The sequence below is a fragment of the Lysobacter enzymogenes genome (assembly GCF_900106525.1).
Classification (GTDB): domain Bacteria; phylum Pseudomonadota; class Gammaproteobacteria; order Xanthomonadales; family Xanthomonadaceae; genus Lysobacter; species Lysobacter enzymogenes.
Map to the genome: position 1 here is coordinate 102,308 of NZ_FNOG01000008.1, position 16,091 is coordinate 118,398.

The following is a 16,091-nucleotide window of genomic DNA, read 5'->3' on the forward strand; positions in this document are numbered from 1 at the left end:
TCGAGCGCCGGTTGCAGAGACCTGCCGACTCAACTGCCGAGTGTCGATCTCGGAGCGAATCCAGGCGTTTTTCGACAAAATCACGTACGACCGGGTTCACGAACGATGACGGTCCCGCCGGTGCACTTCGGCGCACAACCGCTTCCGCCCGGATTGGGCGCGCCGCCGCCACCGGATCCACCACCACCCCCTTCTCCGCCCGGTCCGCCGGAACCGCCCATGCGGGGCTTGGACTGCGTTCTCGGCTCTTTCGGCTTGAAGGAATAAAACAAGTAATCGCTGGTTACCGTGTAATGCGCGCACTCTTTCGTATTGCACACGATAAAAACATCGCCCACGTCCCAGCGCATGAGACCGATCAGGGGAAGGTTGTCGTCGATGGCCTTCTTGGTAGTCGCATCCGGGACCGGATGATCCAAGCGGCATGAATCGCAAATAATTGGCCCATTGTAGCTGGTGCCCGCGATCAGGATCGACGACACCCCTAATGCCGCCACCGCGGCAAGCGCAATGACGATACGACGTCTCTTAGTCGCCGCAGCACGCTCTATAGATTTCCTCACCTTGTTGCCTCCCCCGTTTCAGTTGATCGCCGTCGAGCGCCGCAGCGTATCGCTGCAAAACGCCCGTCGGACTCGGCTGCGCCTTTTCGGCGGCATACATGTAGGCATAAGCCTTGACAGCGTCCTTATCTCCAAGCCCCCCACGCCCGTACAATCCGGCGAGATCCACCATCGCATCGACGCTTCCCATCGACGCTGAATCGGTCAGATACTGGAACACCCTGCGTTTGTACTGAGACATTCGCTCGATGTTTCTCAGTCCATCGCTCGGCGAGCCGATGAACGGCTCAGGATGAGCCGCATAGATCAGCCGAGCCTCGACCATGCCTGCGGCTGCCGCGTCTTCTATCCACTTGGGCGCCGAATCCAGTTGTTCTTTTGAAAGGTTTTCGCATTCGCTCCAGGCGCTAGATGGGTCAACAGAAGCGCGCTGCCCTTTCTCGACGATCGAATCCCGAGTTGTAGCCAGCTGCCGACAACCATCGAGCTTCAGAAAGAGCGCGACGGCCGCGCGCCGATCGCCGGCCTCGGCAAGAGGTTTCAGTCTGGCGTAAGCGTTTGCTGCATCCCCCACCGGAACATCGAAGTTCATGTCCGCAGCGAACGGACCTTTTTGGCGCGCAACGGCTCTGTGTGCAGGAGCGTTGGATGCGGACTTTCCGGCCGAAAGCTGCGCCTGCGCGCTCTGCGCGCCGGAGAGATCGGGTCCGCGGCTCGGCACGACCGCTTCCGGAGCGGAGCGGAGCCAGAACAAGAGCAGTGCCGCCCCAACCAACACGGCCAAGCCGATGAATACCTTTTTCATCGCACGTGATCTACCGCCAACGAATAGGAAATCGACTCTAACAAAAGCAATCATGCCTCCCTTTCACGCGCGGCCGATCCGCAGCGAAAGGAAAAATCGCTCCATGTGTTGAACGTGTTCTGTCCGGACCGGATAGATCCGGCCATATCGGCCGCGTCCGCCACAACGTCCAATCCGCGTGAAACCCGAACCCTTCAAGAAGGCTCGCAAGATATAAACGAAGAACGAAGCTGCTCCCCTATTCGCATAGTGCGGCACACTCGAATTTTCAGACGCGTCAGAAAGCACTAACGCCCGGCTACCAAACGTGGGCCACGAAACTATCCACGACGGAATCGAATGGACCGAATTCGATTCAAACGACCGCCCAGACGCGAAGCGTCAAGAGCCGCAGGCGACTTGCATCGGTGCGCGAAACGGCACACCTACGTTCCACCTGAAGCCATCAGGCCACCGCGCACTCGTTACAACAACCGATCGCGCTTCACCGCCAAATACTTCTCCACCAACGACGCCGCCAGTTGGTCGCAGGCCACGTCCAGCACCATCACCCCCTGGCTGCGCAGCGCTTCGTGCGCCTGGGCGCGGTGTTCCAGGTATTGCGCGGCGGCGCCGGCGCGGATGGCGCCGGACAGGTCGTCGACTTCTTCGTTCAGCGCTTCGTCCAGCGAGCCTTCGCGCAGGCTGGCCACGCACACCAGGTGGCGGGCGCGCAGCATGCGCACGGCGGCGAGCAGGTCGTCCATGTCTTCGTCGCGCAGGTTGGTCACCAGCATCACCAGCGAGCGGCGGCGCTGGCGCAACGACAGCTCGGTGGCGGCGGCGAGGAAGTCGGTGGCGACCGGTTGCGGCTGCAGCGCGTAGCTGGCGCGCAGCAGGTTGTCGATCGCGCCGACGCCGCGCTGCGGCGGCACCCAGCGGCTCTGGCCGCCGCTGGCGAGCAGGCCGACGCCGTCGCCCTGGCGCAGCGCCAGGTAGGACACCACCAGCGCCGCGTCGAGCACGTGGTCGAAGTGCGACAGCTCGCCGTCGCGCGCCATCAGCCGGCGGCCGGTGTCGAGCATCAGCACCAGTTGTTGGTTGCGCTCGTCCTGGTATTCGCGCGAGATCAGGCGCCGCGCGCGCGCGGTGGCCTTCCAGTCGATCTGGCGCAGGCTGTCGCCGACGCGGTATTCGCGCATCTGATGGAAGTCGGTGCCTTCGCCGCGGCGGCGCTTGACGTGCGCGCCGACCAGACGCGAGGCCTGTTCGGCGCTGAACATCGCGAACTTGGCCAGCGGCGCGAAATTGGGGAACACCCGCACCCGCTGCGGCGCGCCGGTCGCCCGCGACTGCCACCACAGGCCCCACGGCGAGTGCAGCCGCAGTTGGGTGCCGTCGAACTGGAAATCGCCGCGGCTGTTGGCGCGCAGGTGGTAGTCGAAGCCGGCCGATTCGCCGGGCTTGAGGTCGAGCCGGCGCGGCAGGTCGCGCATCGCCCAGCCGCCGGGATGCAGGTCGAACACGTCGAGGCGTTGGCGCCGTTCGCTGTCGATCTGCAGGCTCACCGGCCGCTCCACGCCGATCGCCCAGGTGTCGTGCATGCGCCGCTGCACGCGCGGGGTCGGCGCGCGCCACACCCGCCACAGGTCCAGCGCCAGCAGCGCCACTGCGATCAACACCGCCAGCTGCCACCACTGCGGGCTGAGCCGGCCCGCGCTCGCCGCCAGCCCCAGCACCGCGCACGGCAGCGCCAACCAGCCCAGCCGCAACGACGGCCGCGGCCAGGTCCGGCGCGCCGACGCGCGCTCGCCCGGCGCCGCGGGCGCGGCGCCGGCGAGGGCCGGCAGCGGCGGCGGCGCCGAACTCATTGCCGCGGCGCTTCCACCGTGGCCAGCAGCGCGTGCAGCACGTCGTCGGACGATTGGCCTTCGATCTGCAGCTCCGGCGCCAGCGCGATGCGATGGCGCAGCACCGGCTTGGCGATTTCGCGCACGTCGTCGGGGGTGACGAAATCGCGGCCCGACAGCACCGCCTGCGCGCGCGCCGCGCGCACCAGACCGAGGCTTCCGCGCGGGCCGGCGCCGAGCGCGATGCCGGCCCAGTCGCGGGTCTTGGCGACGATCCGCACGGCGTAGTCGATCACCGCCTCGTCCACCCGCACCAACGCGGTGCCCTGCTGCATGGCCACGATTTCCTCCGGGCCGAGCACGCGCCGCACCTGCGACAGATCGAAGTCCGACGCGCTGCGGCCCAGGCTCACCGCGGTGACCATGCGCTTCTCGTCGGCCAGGGTCGGGTAGTCGATCAGGATCTTGAGCAGGAAGCGGTCGAGCTGCGCTTCCGGCAACGGATAAGTGCCTTCCTGTTCGACCGGGTTCTGCGTGGCCAGGGTCAGGAACGGCGGCGGCAGTTCGAAGCTGTGGCCTTCGATGGTGACCTGCAGCTCCTGCATCGCCTCCAGCAGCGCCGACTGGGTCTTGGCCGGGGCGCGGTTGATTTCGTCGGCCAACAGCAAGTTGGTGAAAACCGGGCCCCTGCGGATATTGAAGCTCTCCGTTTTAGGGTCGTACACCGCATGGCCGCTGATGTCGCTGGGCATCAGGTCGGGGGTGAACTGGACGCGCGCGTAGCCGCAGTCCAGCGCCTTGGACAGCGCGCGCACCACCAGGGTCTTGCCCAGACCGGGCACGCCTTCGAGCAGCGCGTGGCCGCCGGCGAGCAGCGCGATCAGGATCTGGTCGAGCACTTCGGCCTGGCCGATGAAGGCCTTGCCGACTTCATCGCGCACGGCGGCGGCGCGTTCGGCCAGCGCGGCGCCGGTGATCGGGACGAGCGGAGCGGCTTCGAGGCTCATAGACGGTTTCTCATGCGGATCAAAGTGGCGATGCGGGTGCGGAAGGCGGCGTGGTCGCGCGCCACCGGATGGGCCAGGGCCTCGCGGATCTGCGCCGGCCCGAGCCCGGGTTCGTTCTTGTAACGTTTGGCCAACAGTTCCACCTGCGCCTCGCCTTCGATCGAGGCGGCGTAGGGGTCGCGCCGGCGCAGCCGCTGCAGGAACGCGGCCCGCGCCGAGGCGTACAGGCTGGGGCCGTAGCCGTAGCGGTAGATATGCTCGCCGCTGGCGACGATGTGCTCGAGCAGCGAGCGCCGCTCCATCGCCGGCGCCGGCTTGAGCGGGCCGAAGCGCTGCATGCGCTGCCACAGCCAGGCCAGCAGCCACAGCAGCAGCGGCAGCCAGGCCATCCAGCTGTTGACGATCAGCGTGCGCCACAGCGACGGCACTTCGGCCGCGTAGATCAGGTGCACGGTGCCGGCCTTGTAGTTCGGCGCCAGCACCTGGCGCGCGAGCGCGGCGTTGGAGGCCTGCGCGATCTCGTCGTCGCCGGCGCGCGGGCCGGCGAACATCGACAGGCCCGAGCCGCCGCGGTTGGACAGGAAATCCAGATCGGCCAGCACGTCGACCTTGCCTTCGCCGTACGGCAGGCGGGCGTAGACGTAGGCGCTGTCCTCGTCGCCCCACGCCGCTTCGGGCTCGGTTTCGGCGTTGTAGAAATAGAACCGGCGCGCGCCGCAGAACACCCCGCGCGGCTCGCGGCCGCGCTCGAACAACTGCACGCAGCTAGTGCGCTCGCTCTGGCTGCCGCCGTCGGAGGCGTCCAGCAGGGTCACGCCGACTTCGTCGAGCACCGGCACCCGCGCCTCGCCGACGCGTTCGCGCCACGGCGGGGTGCGCACGATCAGATGGCCGCCGCGCGCCACCCATTCCAGCAGGGTCTCGGCATCGCTCGCGGCGAGGGTGCGCGGGTCGCGGTAGATCAGCACCGTGTCGCGCGCGCCCAAGCTGTGGGTGGACAGCAGCAGGCGCTGGCGCGCGTCGACCTTGACCCCGTCCTTGAGCAGCGCCAGCTTGAGCACGTACAGCGGATTGCTGGCCGCCTCGCCGGTGCGCGGCATGTCGACGACTTCTTCGCTGCGCACGAAATCCTGGCGCCACAGCGAGTAGCCGGCAAAACCGAGCAGGCCGACCACCAGCACGATGACGATCGCGTAGATGCCCTGCCGGTTCATGCGGCCCACCCGAAGCGCCGGCTCAGCACGCCGACCAGGTCGTCGAACTCGTCGCTGGCCGGCAAGGTCTCGGCGTAGGCGGCGTATTGCCACACCCGCACCGCGCGCGCGAACGCGTCGCGGTCTTCGGCCAGCGGCAGCTTGCGCGAAGCGCGCAGGCACTGCGCTTCGGTCGCGCCCGGCACCAGGGTCACCTGGGCGCGCTGCGCCATCGATTCGACCGCGGCGCGGTACATCAGCGCCAGCGCGTCGCGATGGCGGCCACCCTGCCACAGGCGGCGGATCGCGGTGGGAATGTCGTCGGGCAGCGGTTCGGGCTCCAGCAGCGCGGCGCTGCGCACCTCGCCCGGCACCGGCGCGTCTTCGCCGGCGCCGCCGCGGAACCAGCCCAGCCAGCGGCCGAGGCTGAAGATCAGCAGGCCGACGATCAGCGCGACCACGCCCCACAGCACCACCTCCAGGCCGGTCGCCAGGCTGCTGCTGATGCCGTTGAAACTGCCGCGATCACGTGAGCGCCGCGGCTCGTCGGGCTTGGCTTCGTCGGCCTTGGCGCGCGGCTTCCAGGTGGACTGCTTCTGTTTGGGCGAGACCGTGGGATCTTTCAGCGACTGCTCGACCGCGCGCCGCAGCGAGGCGTCGTCGCTGCGCGAGGCGCCGTAGAGCGCGTCCAGGGTCGAGGACTGGGGGTCGGCCTTGTCGCCGTATTCGCGGATCGGCACGGTCGGGTAGGCGGGTGCTTCTTCGGCGTCTTCGGTTTCTTCGTCGTCGTAGGACGCTTCGGCGGCCGGGGCTTCATCGCTCGCAGTGGCGTCCGCATCGGCCTGCGCTGCGGGCGCGGACGCCGCGGCGTCGTCGCTAACGAACTGCGTCGAATTCCCGGCAGCGGCATCCTGCGCCGCCGCCGGCGGCAGCCACGCGCCCAGGCCCACCGCCAGGCACAGCGCCAGCAGCGACGGCGCCGCCGCCGCGCTCAGGCGCGCGCGCAGGCGGCGGAACACGATCTCGATGTCCCAGCCTTCGATCTCGGTGCGGCGGTTGAGATACAACCCGAACCCGGCGCCGACGTAGAACGGCTCGATCACGCTCATCGCCACCCACGCCAGCGCGTTGAGCAGCGCCACCATCCAGCCGGGTTGTTCCAGGAAGGACTCCCACAGCGACTTGAACGTGTCGGGCAGGTAGTCGAAGGGAATGAACATCGCCCCGGCGAACACCAGCCCGAGCATCAGCACCAGTTCGAAGTTGAGGCAGATCAAGGTCAGCAGCGCGCTGACGCCGTACACCGGCGCGCCGAGCGCGGCGCGGCGCTGGCGCGCTTCGCCGCCGTCGCCGCCTTCGAGCAGGTCGACCGGCAGGTACAGCGGGCGCGCCGGGCCGAGCCGGCGCCAGGTCAGGTACGGCAGCCACCAGCGCCCGCCCCAGCTCAGCGCGGCGCGCACGGTCTGGCGTGGGGTCGGGGTTTCGCCGAACACCGCGCGCGAGATCACGAACAGCGGGATGCGGTCGAACCAGGGCTTGAGCCACCACATCAGCAGGCCCGACAGCCACAAAAGGTCCAGCGCCCAGCCGGCGGCGTTGAGCGCGATCAGCAGCGGCAGGGTGACCAGCAGCCACGGCTTCCAGATCGCGCCGGCGTAGCGGCGGACCAGGGCCATGCCCAGTTCGCAGGCTTCCCAGGCGGTGCGCGGGCGCAGGGCGACGGTGAGCGCTTCGAGCTTCATGCGGCGTCTTCGTCGTCCTGATAGGCCGCGTTGCGGCCGCCGCGCAGCAGCCACAGCGCGGTCAGCGACCACAGCAGCGCGCCCACGGCGTACTTGATCGAGGCCGGCATCCAGCCGATCGACGACCAGAACGCTTCGACGAAGGCGGCGAACACCAGCATCGCGAACACGCCGATGCAGATCTTGGCGCCGCGGCGGCCGCCGTGGATCAGCGAATCCACGCGCCGGCGCTGGCCCGGCGCGATCAGGCTCAGGCCCATGCGCAGGCCGGCGCCGCCGGCGATCACGATCGCGGTCAGCTCCGGCGCCGAATGCCCGGCGACGAAGCGCCAGAACGGATCGCCGTGGCCGACCGCCTGCAGGTGCCCGGCCACGCCGCCGATCATGATGCCGTTGAAGATCAGCACGAACACCGTGCCCAGCCCGGCGACCAGGCCGGTGGCGAAGGTCTGGAAGCCGATGCCGACGTTGTTGCCGATGTAGTGGGCGAACATCTGCAGGTCGTCTTCGTTGGTGCGGCCCAGGTCGCGCTTGCCGGTCGGGTCGTACATTTCCTCGAACTGGGCCAGCATCTGCGGCGCGAACAGGCCTGAGGCCAGATCCGGCTTGACCTGGATGGCGACGAAGATCGTCACCAGCGGAATCACGAACAGCAGCGCCGCGGCCAGCATGCAGCGCCACTCAGCGCGGACCAGGCGCGGGAACCCGGCCAGCAGGAATTCGACCGCGTGCCGCGGGTGCGCCGGCTTGGTCCGGTACAGCACGCTGTGGCCGCGCTGCATGAGCTGCTGCAGGCGGTCGGTGACCACCGCGCTGTAGCCGCGCCGGCGCGCCAGCGCCAGTTGCTGGCACAGGCGGCGGTGGCGCGCGGGCAGCTCGTCGTCGCGGATGCCGCGCCACTCGCGCCGGTTCGAACGGGCGGTGCGCGCGTTGTCGCCGCGGCGTTCCAGCCACTGCTCGAACTCGCCCCACTCGGCCTGATGGCGTTCGACGAAACGCTCTTGCTTCATCGTGGCGCGCCCTGCGTCATCGCCGCCCCAGCAGCCAGTTGGCGATGCCGTACAGGCGCGCTACCGCGGCCTGGCCGCGCGCGTGCACCAGCGGTTCGGCCAGGTCGGCCAGTTCGGCCTGGCGCGCCGCGGTCAGGCCGGGGCCGCGTTCGGCGAAGGCGACCACGGCGGATTGTTCGTGCGGCAGCAACAGATGATCGGGCGCCACCGCCGGCGCCACCGCGGCCGCGTGCAGCACCGCCTGGCGCGGCGCGTGCACCACCAGGGTGCGCGCGACCATGTCGCCCAGGCGCCGGCCCCACGGGTCGATCAGGCAGGCGGTCAGGCCGACCGCATAGAACAGCGGCAGCGCGTCCACCACCCGCAACAGATTGCGGGCGAAGGTCGCCATCCAGCCCACCGGCGCGCCGTCGGCGGCGACCACGCGCAGCCCCAGCGCCCACTTGCCGGGCGTGCGGCCCTGCATCAGCGCTTCGAACAGCACCGGGTAGAACCAGGTCAGGGCGAAGCTGACCAGCATCAGCATCGCGGTGCCGGCCTTGCCGAACGGAATCGCCAGCAACTGCACCAGGGCGATGTAGATCGCCGCGCGCGCGATCAGGTCCACCAGGTAGGCCAGCGCGCGCGGCACCGGGCCGGCGGCGCGCAAATGCAAGGCCACGCCTTCGGGCGTCACCACCTGGCGGTACGTGTCGAGCATCAGGCCTTGACGACCTTGGTGTCGCAGATCAGGTCGTGCAGGCAGCGGCTTTCCTCGCCGAAGATCCACAGCGCGTTGACCAGGGCGAACAGCGCGCCCAGGCACGGCACCTGCTCGATCAGCGCGATCACGAACATGCGCAGGCCGACGATGCGGCCGAACGAGCACGGCGAGCCGTCGTTGCGCACGATCTTCATGCCCAGCCAGCGCTTGCCCAGGGTCTGCGAGCTCTGGTACAGCAGCACCAGCTGATAGGCGAACAGGCCCAGCGCGAACAGGCCGCCGAGCGCGATCATGCCCAGCTGCAGCGGCGAGGGTTCGTCGTTGTTGGGCGCGATCGCCACCGACAGGAACGCCGGCAGCATGCACACCAGCATCAGGCCGCCGTCGATCAGCCGCGCCACCAGGCGCAGGCCGCGGTCGGCCTTGATCGAGTCGTCGGCGAGTTCGCCGGGCAGCGGCGGCGGCGCGGTCGGTGCCGCGTACGGATTCTGCGTATCTTCCATGTAGCGATGACTCCCTGGTCCTGCTTTTTATTTCCCCTGCCGCGACTGTAAACGCGGCGAACGGGCCTGACTAGACGGGCGCGGCCGCGGGCGGCTCAGGCCGAGCGCATGCCCAGGTAACGGTCCTTGAGCCGCACATAGTGCTGCGCGCTGTATTGCAGTTGCTCGATCTCGCGCTCGCTCAGGCGCCGCGCCAGCCGCGCCGGGTTGCCCAGCCACAGCTCGCCCTCGCCGACCACCTTGCCCGGCGCGATCACCGCGCCGGCGCCGACGAAGCCGAAGCGGCTGACCCGGGCGCCGTCGAGGATCTTGGCGCCCATGCCGATCAGGGCGAACTCGTCGATGGTGCAGGCGTGGACGATGGCGCCGTGGCCGATGGTCACGTCGTTGGCGATCAGCGTCGGCAGCCCGCCGGGGCGGGTGAACGGCCCTTCGTGGGTGACGTGGACGATGGTGCCGTCCTGGACGTTGGTGCGCGCGCCGATGGCGATGGAATTGACGTCGCCGCGGACCACGCAGCCGGGCCAGATCGAAACGTCGTCGCCGAGGGTCACCGCGCCGATCACGGTCGCGGCCGGGTCGACGTAGACGCGCTCGCCGAGGGTGGGAAAGGTGTCGAGATAGGGTCGAAGGCTCATGCGCGCATTGTAGGCGCTGGCGGCGGCGCAGCCGCGGCGCGGGCGCGGACCGCCCGATCCGGGCAGGGCGATGAGGCGCGGGCTTGCGCGCCCTCCTTTCACCGTCATCCCCGCTTTCCACCGTCATCCCCGCGAAGGCGGGGATCCAGGGCTTCACCGAGGCAGGGCTGCGAAGTCTCCGGATCCCCACCTTCGCGGGGATGACGGCCTGGGAGGACACCGGCGCTCATGACGGCGGCAGCCAGGGGCGATGCCGGCGACAGACGTAGTCGCCCTCGGCGATGGCCGAGACTCGCGGCCTTCCGCCGTCGTCGCAACGGCAGCCACCGCTCCCCAACTCGACCGCCGCGCCCCCCGCACCTGTCCTCTGCCGCCCCACGCCGTTCCCGTTTTCGGCCGCCCCGGCGTACTAGACTGCGGCGTATGGACATTCTCGCCGACACGCCCATCGCCGACCTCGCCGCCACCCGCGAACGCCTGCGCGCCGCCTGGCAGGCGCGCAAGCCCGACTACGCCCAGCGCCGCGCCGACCTGATCCGCCTGCGCGACGCCTTCCGCGCACAAATTCCGCAGATGGATGCGGCGATCCGCGCCGACTTCGGCCACCGCTCCAGCCACGAGAACCTGCTCTCGGAGGCGATGATCACCCTGGCCGAGATCGACCACGCGCTCTCGCACCTGCGCGCCTGGACGCGCCCGCGCCGCGCCGCGGTCGGTTGGCGGTTCTGGCCGGCGCGCGCGCAGATCCGGCCCGAGCCGGTCGGCGTGGTCGGCATCCTGTCGCCGTGGAACTACCCGGTGAACCTGGCCCTGGTGCCGCTGGTCTCGGCCATCGCCGCCGGCAACCACGTCTATCTCAAGCCGTCCGAACACACCCCGCGCACCTCGCAGTTCCTGCGCGAGCTGTTGGCCGAGGTGTTCCCCGAAGACCGCGTCGCCGTCGCCCTGGGCGGGCCGGAACTCGGCGCCGCGTTCTCGGCGCTGCCGTTCGACCACCTGCTGTTCACCGGCTCCACCGCGGTCGGGCGCAAGGTCATGGCCGCCGCCGCGCCGAACCTGACCCCGGTGACCCTGGAACTCGGCGGCAAGGCGCCGGCGCTGGTGTGCGCGGACTACCCGCTGGAGCAGGCCGCCGCGCGCATCGCCACCGGCAAGTGGTTCAACGCCGGCCAGACCTGCATCGGCGTGGACTACGTGCTGGTCGACGAAGCGCGCCGCGACGCCCTGGTCGAGGCCCTGCTGGCGCAGTTGAAAGCGCGCTACGGCGAGATGGCCGCGCCGCAGGACTACACCCGCATCATCAACGCCAGCCAGTACGCGCGGCTGGCGTCCTACCTCGACGACGCGCGCGAGCGCGGCGTGCGGGTGGTCGAGCCGTTCGCAGACCCCAGCGCGCGCGAGACGCGCGCGGCGCAGCGGCTGTTCCCGCCGGCGCTGGTGATCGAACCCGGCGACGACGCCCAGGTGATGCAGCACGAAATCTTCGGCCCGATCCTGCCGGTGCTGTCCTACCGCACGCTCGACGAGGCCATCGCCCGCATCAATAAGCTCGACCGGCCGCTGGCGCTGTATCCCTTCAGCCGCGACTCGGCCCAGATCGAGAAGATCCTCGCCCAGACCCTGGCCGGCGGCGTCACCGTCAACGACACCTTGCTGCACTTCGGCGCCCACGACCTGCCGTTCGGCGGCATCGGCCCCAGCGGCATCGGCGCGATCCACGGCCGCAACGGCTTCGACGCCTTCAGCAAGCTGCTGCCGGTGTTCTACCAGCGGCCGTGGGCGGGCAGCGATCTGCTCAAGCCGCCGTACAAGGGCAAGATCGACGCGATGATCCGCTTCCTGGCCAAATAGCGCGTTCGCAACCACCGCCCACGGGAACGACAACCGCGCGCGGCGGCAGAGCCGCCGCCGCGAATGCGATGATGACGGCGCGGCGCGAGGCCGCGCCCGAGGACCGCATCGCGCATGGAAGCCCAACCGCCCCACCCCGCTGCGCCGCCCAAGCCGCCGCGCTCCAACGCACCGACCTGGGTCGCCTTCGCGCTGCCGCCGCTGGCCTGCGCGCTGTGGCTGGCCTGGGCCGCGCTGACGCTGGGCCACGCCGAGGCCGAAGGCGGACGCGCCTACGACATGGTGCTGTACGGCGTCGGCGGCGCCGGCCTGACCGCGGTGCTGGCGATCGCGGTGCTGATCTGGGCCGGCCTGCGCGGCTTCATCGGCCACGCCCTGCTCGCGCTGCTGACCGGCCTGCTGCTGTCGCCGCCGCTGCTGTGGTTCGGCGCCGGCGCGGTGCTGTCGGCGCGGCGCACGGACTTCGAACAACGCCAGGCGCAGGTGACCGCACTGGCCGAAACCATCGCCCGCGGCGACGCCGCGCGCATCCGCGCCGCCATCGACGCCCTGCCCGACGCGCCCGGCCCGGCGCAAGCGCTGTGCATGCTGCAAGGCCGCCGCACCTACAAGCTGGTGCATTGGGTCTGGTTCGACGAATACGCCAACGGCCCGAACCTGCCCAGCGAGCAGCTGCTGACCGCGGCCGCGGCGGTGGTCGACGGGCCGGCGACGGCGCAGGTCAAGCAAGCCACCCTGCGCACCGCCCTGCGCGCCTTGGGCGAACGCAACCAGCCTGAGCGCTTCGGCGCCTGGGCCGCGCTGTGGCGGCGCACCCTGCCGCAGCCGCCGCCGCGTCCGTTGCTGCTGTCCGCCGAGCCCGACGCGGCCGGCGATTGCGCTTACGGCGAGCCGGTCGATTTCGTCCTGCGCCACTGGCGCGACGCCGGCGTGCGCGCCTGGCTGGACGCCGGTTTCGGCTTCGCCGCGGACCGCGACCAACCGGTCTCGGCGCTGCGCGCATTGCGCCGCGCCGACAGCCTGCGCGCGCTGCTCGCCGCCGATGCGCAGTTCGCCGCGCTGCTGCGCGAGGACGAGTACGTCGGCGAGCAGGCGCTGTCGGCCCAGGCCGATTCGCTCAGCGACACCCTGGACGCGAGCGAGCATCCGCAAGACGCGGCCGAACTGGTCGAAGCGCTGCGCGCGGCCGGCGCGCGCCCGCGCACGATCGGGCCGACGACCACGTGCGAGTTGTTCGACGGCAACGAACGCCGGCGCACGCAGCCGCACGACATCCCGCAGCGGCAGGCCGCGGTGCAGCGGATCCGCGCGGTGCTGTGTCCGGCTGCAACCAAGCCGCAGGCGGCCAAGCGCCGCCGCCGCGGCAAAAGCGAACCGATGAGCCGCCGCCGCGCGCTGGCGCCCGGCACGGCCGCAAGGTAAAACCGAGCCTTCCCCGGATTCGAGCCATCGCCTTGGACGGCATCCCCGATCAGACCCAGCGCCGCCGCCGCGCATTCCGCCGCTGGCTGTTCGCCTATCCCGTGGCCACGCTGGCGTTCTCGCTCTACTTCGTCGCCACCTCGGCCCGCACCGACATGGGCGAGTTCCTGCTGCTGATCGTCGTCGCCTTCGGCGCGGCGGTGGCGATCCTGGTGTTGTCGGCGATCGACGGCTCCCGTTCGCGCGCCGCCGGTTCGGCCGTGGGCGGCTGCCTGCTCGGCCTGGCGCCGGCGGTGCTGGTGTTCGCCGGCGTGTTCGAGGTCGATCGCGCGCACCGCCAACACAACCTGGACAGCGAGCGCCGACGCGCGGCCGCGCTGGCCGACGCCGCCGCGAGCGGCGACGCCGAGGCGGTGCGCGCGGCGATGGCGCAACTGTCCGCCGACTACGGCCCGGGCCGCGCGCTGTGCTTCGTCGGCGGCCACGGCCGGCCGCAATCCGCCGGCCGCAGCGACAGCGACGACTGGCTGTTGTCCGACCCCGACGGCGGCGAACGGCTCGTATCCACCGCACGCCTGTTCGACGCGGCCGAGGCCTTGATGCAAGATCGCCCGCCCGCGCAGCGGCAAGCCGTGCTCGCCGCGCTGCTGGTGCGGTTGAGCGAGCGCAACGAATCGCTGGAGTATCTGCCCGGCTGGCTGCGGCTGTGGCGCGGCACCGATCCGGACGCGCGCACCGTGACCTTCGCGCAACCGCGCGAGGACGACGGCGCGGGCGCTTGCTATCTGCCCAACGGCAACGCCGATCTGGCCCGCATCGTCGCCGACACCTGGCACGACGACGGCCTGCGCGCCTGGATCGCCGCCGGTTACGGTTTCGCCCCGGAGCAGGGCCCGGCCGCGCTCGAAGGCCTGCGCAGCAAGGCCGGGCTGGACGCGCTCGTCGCCGCCGGCTTCGACCTGGCCGCCGCGTTGCGCCGCGGCGGCGACGACGGCGAGCTGATGACGCATCTGGTCTCGACCTTGCCGCGGCTGCTCGACGAAAGCGCCGACCCGGCCGCGCTGGCCGACCTGACCGAGGCCTACCTGCGCTCGGGCGCGGAACTGGGCCGCACCACTTACGGCGAGACCTTGTGCGAAGCCTTCACCGGCGGCGATAGTTCGCAGGCCGCCAGCCGCAGCAGCGTGCCGGGCGCCGCGCGCGCGGCCGCGGCGCAGCGGATCCGCCTGGCGCTGTGCCCGCAAGGCCAGCCGCCGACGCCGACGTCTTCGTCCACCACGGCCTACGAAAACAGCCTCGCGGCGGCGGCCGAAGCCGCCGCGGAAGCGGGGCGGCGCGAGGCGATCGACGCGGCCGAGCCGGTCGAACCGGCGCAGCCCACGGCCCCCGCGCCGGCCCGCTGAGGCCGCATCGCCGCACCGGCAAACGCGGCTACACTTCGCCCATGAAAATCGTCAGCTGGAACGTCAACTCCCTCAACGTGCGCCTGCCGCACCTGCAACAGTGGCTGGCCGCGTTCGCGCCGGACATCGTCGCGCTGCAGGAAACCAAGCTCGAAGACAACCGCTTCCCCGACACCGCGCTGGCCGAAGCCGGCTACCGCAGCGTGTTCGCCGGGCAGAAGACCTACAACGGCGTAGCCATCCTCTCGCGCGATGCCGCCCAGGACGTGCAGGTCGGCATTCCCGGTTTCGAGGACGAACAAAAGCGCGTCATCGCCGCCACCGTCGGCGGGCTGCGCATCATCGACCTGTACGTGGTCAACGGCCAGGACGTGGGCACCGACAAATACGCCTACAAGCTGCGCTGGCTCGAAGCCGCGCACGCCTGGATCCAGGACGAACTGGCGCGCCATCCCGACCTGATCGTGCTCGGCGATTTCAACATCGCCCCGGAAGCGCGCGACACCCACGACCCGGCGGTGTGGAACGACAGCCACATCCTCACCTCCACCGCCGAGCGCGACGCGCTGCAAGGGCTGCTCGCGCTGGGCCTGCACGACGCGTTCCGGCTGTTCCCGCAGGAAGAGAACGCATTCTCGTGGTGGGACTACCGCCAGGCCGGCTTCCGCCGCAACCTCGGCCTGCGCATCGACCTGACCCTGATCTCCGACTCGTTGCGCGCGCGCTGCGTAGCGGCCGGCATCGACCGCGAACCGCGCACCTGGGACCGGCCCAGCGACCACGCGCCGGCCTGGGTCGAGCTGGCCTGAGCGATCGGCACTGCCTTCACGAAAAAGCCCGGCCGATGCCGGGCTTTTTCGTTGCCGCAACCGGCGCGCCTCAGCGCACGCGGCCGCGCCGGAACAGATTGACGATGCCCAACAGCACGATCGCGCCGACCAGCGACAAGGCCAACCCGGCGATGTTGAACGCGCCGCTGTTGATGGTGCCCGCGCCGATGCCGAGCACGCCGCCGAGCCAACCGCCGAGGAAGGCGCCGACGATGCCGACGATGATGTTGAGGAAAATGCCTTGCTGGCCATCGGTGCGCATGATCATGCTGGCGATCCAACCGATGATGCCGCCTACCACCAACCAAACGATGATGCCGAACATTGCGTCTTCTCCTGAGGTTGCACAGGTGATGCGAGCGGCGCGGCGAACGGCCTGATGCGTTTCGCCGGCGCCGTTGCCTGAACGGGCTTGCGGCCAGTCTGGTACCCGCGGCGTGACGGCAACGTCGAATTGCGCATCGTCGCTACGTGAAGAAGCGTGCGACGCGCGAGGCTGTGAACGCGGATGCGTGGTTTCGCGCGAAATTCCGCATCCGCGCAAGCCGCATGCACTACCTGTAGGAGCGGCGCAAGCCGCGACCGCGCCAAC

The 16,091-nt window shown here is 70.2% G+C and carries 15 protein-coding genes; 4 read left to right on the forward strand and 11 right to left on the reverse strand.

What is annotated here, in order from left to right:
• Positions 1–80 precede the first annotated feature (80 nt).
• From BLU84_RS27285 to BLU84_RS19290, 10 genes are all read right to left on the reverse strand, one after another.
• Positions 81–482 carry a hypothetical protein gene (locus BLU84_RS27285; RefSeq protein ID WP_083382871.1) on the reverse strand — a complete coding sequence of 134 codons (402 nt, stop codon included), beginning with the start codon at positions 480–482 and terminating at the stop codon, positions 81–83.
• Between the two features lie 46 nt (positions 483–528).
• Positions 529–1,368 carry a hypothetical protein gene (locus tag BLU84_RS26715; RefSeq protein ID WP_139175130.1) on the reverse strand — a complete coding sequence of 280 codons (840 nt, stop codon included), beginning with the start codon at positions 1,366–1,368 and terminating at the stop codon, positions 529–531.
• A 464-nt stretch (positions 1,369–1,832) separates the two neighbouring features.
• Positions 1,833–3,218 carry a DUF58 domain-containing protein gene (locus tag BLU84_RS19255; protein WP_083382873.1) on the reverse strand — a complete coding sequence of 462 codons (1,386 nt, stop codon included), beginning with the start codon at positions 3,216–3,218 and terminating at the stop codon, positions 1,833–1,835.
• Positions 3,215–4,204, reverse strand: coding sequence for an AAA family ATPase (locus BLU84_RS19260; RefSeq protein WP_074871038.1), 990 nt, complete (start codon positions 4,202–4,204; stop codon positions 3,215–3,217). The genes BLU84_RS19255 and BLU84_RS19260 overlap by 4 nt, the downstream gene beginning before the upstream one ends.
• Complete coding sequence (locus BLU84_RS19265) at positions 4,201–5,418, reverse strand: DUF4350 domain-containing protein (protein WP_074871041.1); 1,218 nt, start codon at positions 5,416–5,418, stop codon at positions 4,201–4,203. The genes BLU84_RS19260 and BLU84_RS19265 overlap by 4 nt, the downstream gene beginning before the upstream one ends.
• Positions 5,415–7,139 carry a DUF4129 domain-containing protein gene (locus BLU84_RS19270; RefSeq protein WP_074871043.1) on the reverse strand — a complete coding sequence of 575 codons (1,725 nt, stop codon included), beginning with the start codon at positions 7,137–7,139 and terminating at the stop codon, positions 5,415–5,417. The genes BLU84_RS19265 and BLU84_RS19270 overlap by 4 nt, the downstream gene beginning before the upstream one ends.
• Positions 7,136–8,149, reverse strand: coding sequence for a stage II sporulation protein M (locus BLU84_RS19275; RefSeq protein WP_074871045.1), 1,014 nt, complete (start codon positions 8,147–8,149; stop codon positions 7,136–7,138). Before BLU84_RS19275 ends, BLU84_RS19270 begins: the two co-directional genes overlap by 4 nt.
• Positions 8,150–8,165: 16 nt before the next feature.
• On the reverse strand, positions 8,166–8,849 hold the full coding sequence (locus BLU84_RS19280; protein ID WP_074871048.1) for an RDD family protein: 684 nt from the start codon (positions 8,847–8,849) through the stop codon (positions 8,166–8,168).
• A complete protein-coding gene (locus tag BLU84_RS19285) occupies positions 8,849–9,355 on the reverse strand; it encodes an RDD family protein (protein WP_074871049.1) in 507 nt (168 codons plus the stop codon). Before BLU84_RS19285 ends, BLU84_RS19280 begins: the two co-directional genes overlap by 1 nt.
• Positions 9,356–9,450: 95 nt before the next feature.
• Positions 9,451–9,993, reverse strand: a complete 543-nt coding sequence (locus BLU84_RS19290) for a gamma carbonic anhydrase family protein (protein ID WP_074871400.1) — start codon at positions 9,991–9,993, stop codon at positions 9,451–9,453.
• A gap of 423 nt (positions 9,994–10,416) precedes the next feature.
• On the opposite strand from BLU84_RS19290, the gene BLU84_RS19295 reads away from it, so the two are divergent.
• The 4 genes from BLU84_RS19295 to xth all read left to right on the forward strand — a co-directional run bounded on the left by BLU84_RS19295 (position 10,417) and on the right by xth (position 15,478).
• The gene (locus tag BLU84_RS19295) at positions 10,417–11,844 is read left to right on the forward strand and encodes a coniferyl aldehyde dehydrogenase (protein ID WP_074871051.1); all 1,428 of its coding nucleotides are present in this window, start codon (positions 10,417–10,419) and stop codon (positions 11,842–11,844) included.
• A 114-nt stretch (positions 11,845–11,958) separates the two neighbouring features.
• Entirely contained in the window at positions 11,959–13,266 is a 1,308-nt protein-coding gene (locus tag BLU84_RS19300; RefSeq protein ID WP_074871053.1) for a hypothetical protein, read from the forward strand.
• Positions 13,267–13,298: 32 nt separating this feature from the next.
• Positions 13,299–14,669: a hypothetical protein gene (locus BLU84_RS19305; RefSeq protein WP_074871057.1), complete on the forward strand. Its 1,371-nt coding sequence runs from the start codon at positions 13,299–13,301 to the stop codon at positions 14,667–14,669.
• A 41-nt stretch (positions 14,670–14,710) separates the two neighbouring features.
• A complete protein-coding gene (xth, locus tag BLU84_RS19310) occupies positions 14,711–15,478 on the forward strand; it encodes an exodeoxyribonuclease III (RefSeq protein WP_074871059.1) in 768 nt (255 codons plus the stop codon).
• Positions 15,479–15,548: 70 nt separating this feature from the next.
• Here the strand turns inward: xth and BLU84_RS19315 are convergent, their stop codons facing one another.
• On the reverse strand, positions 15,549–15,824 hold the full coding sequence (locus BLU84_RS19315) for a GlsB/YeaQ/YmgE family stress response membrane protein (protein WP_074871061.1): 276 nt from the start codon (positions 15,822–15,824) through the stop codon (positions 15,549–15,551).
• Between the last annotated feature and the right edge of the window lie 267 nt (positions 15,825–16,091).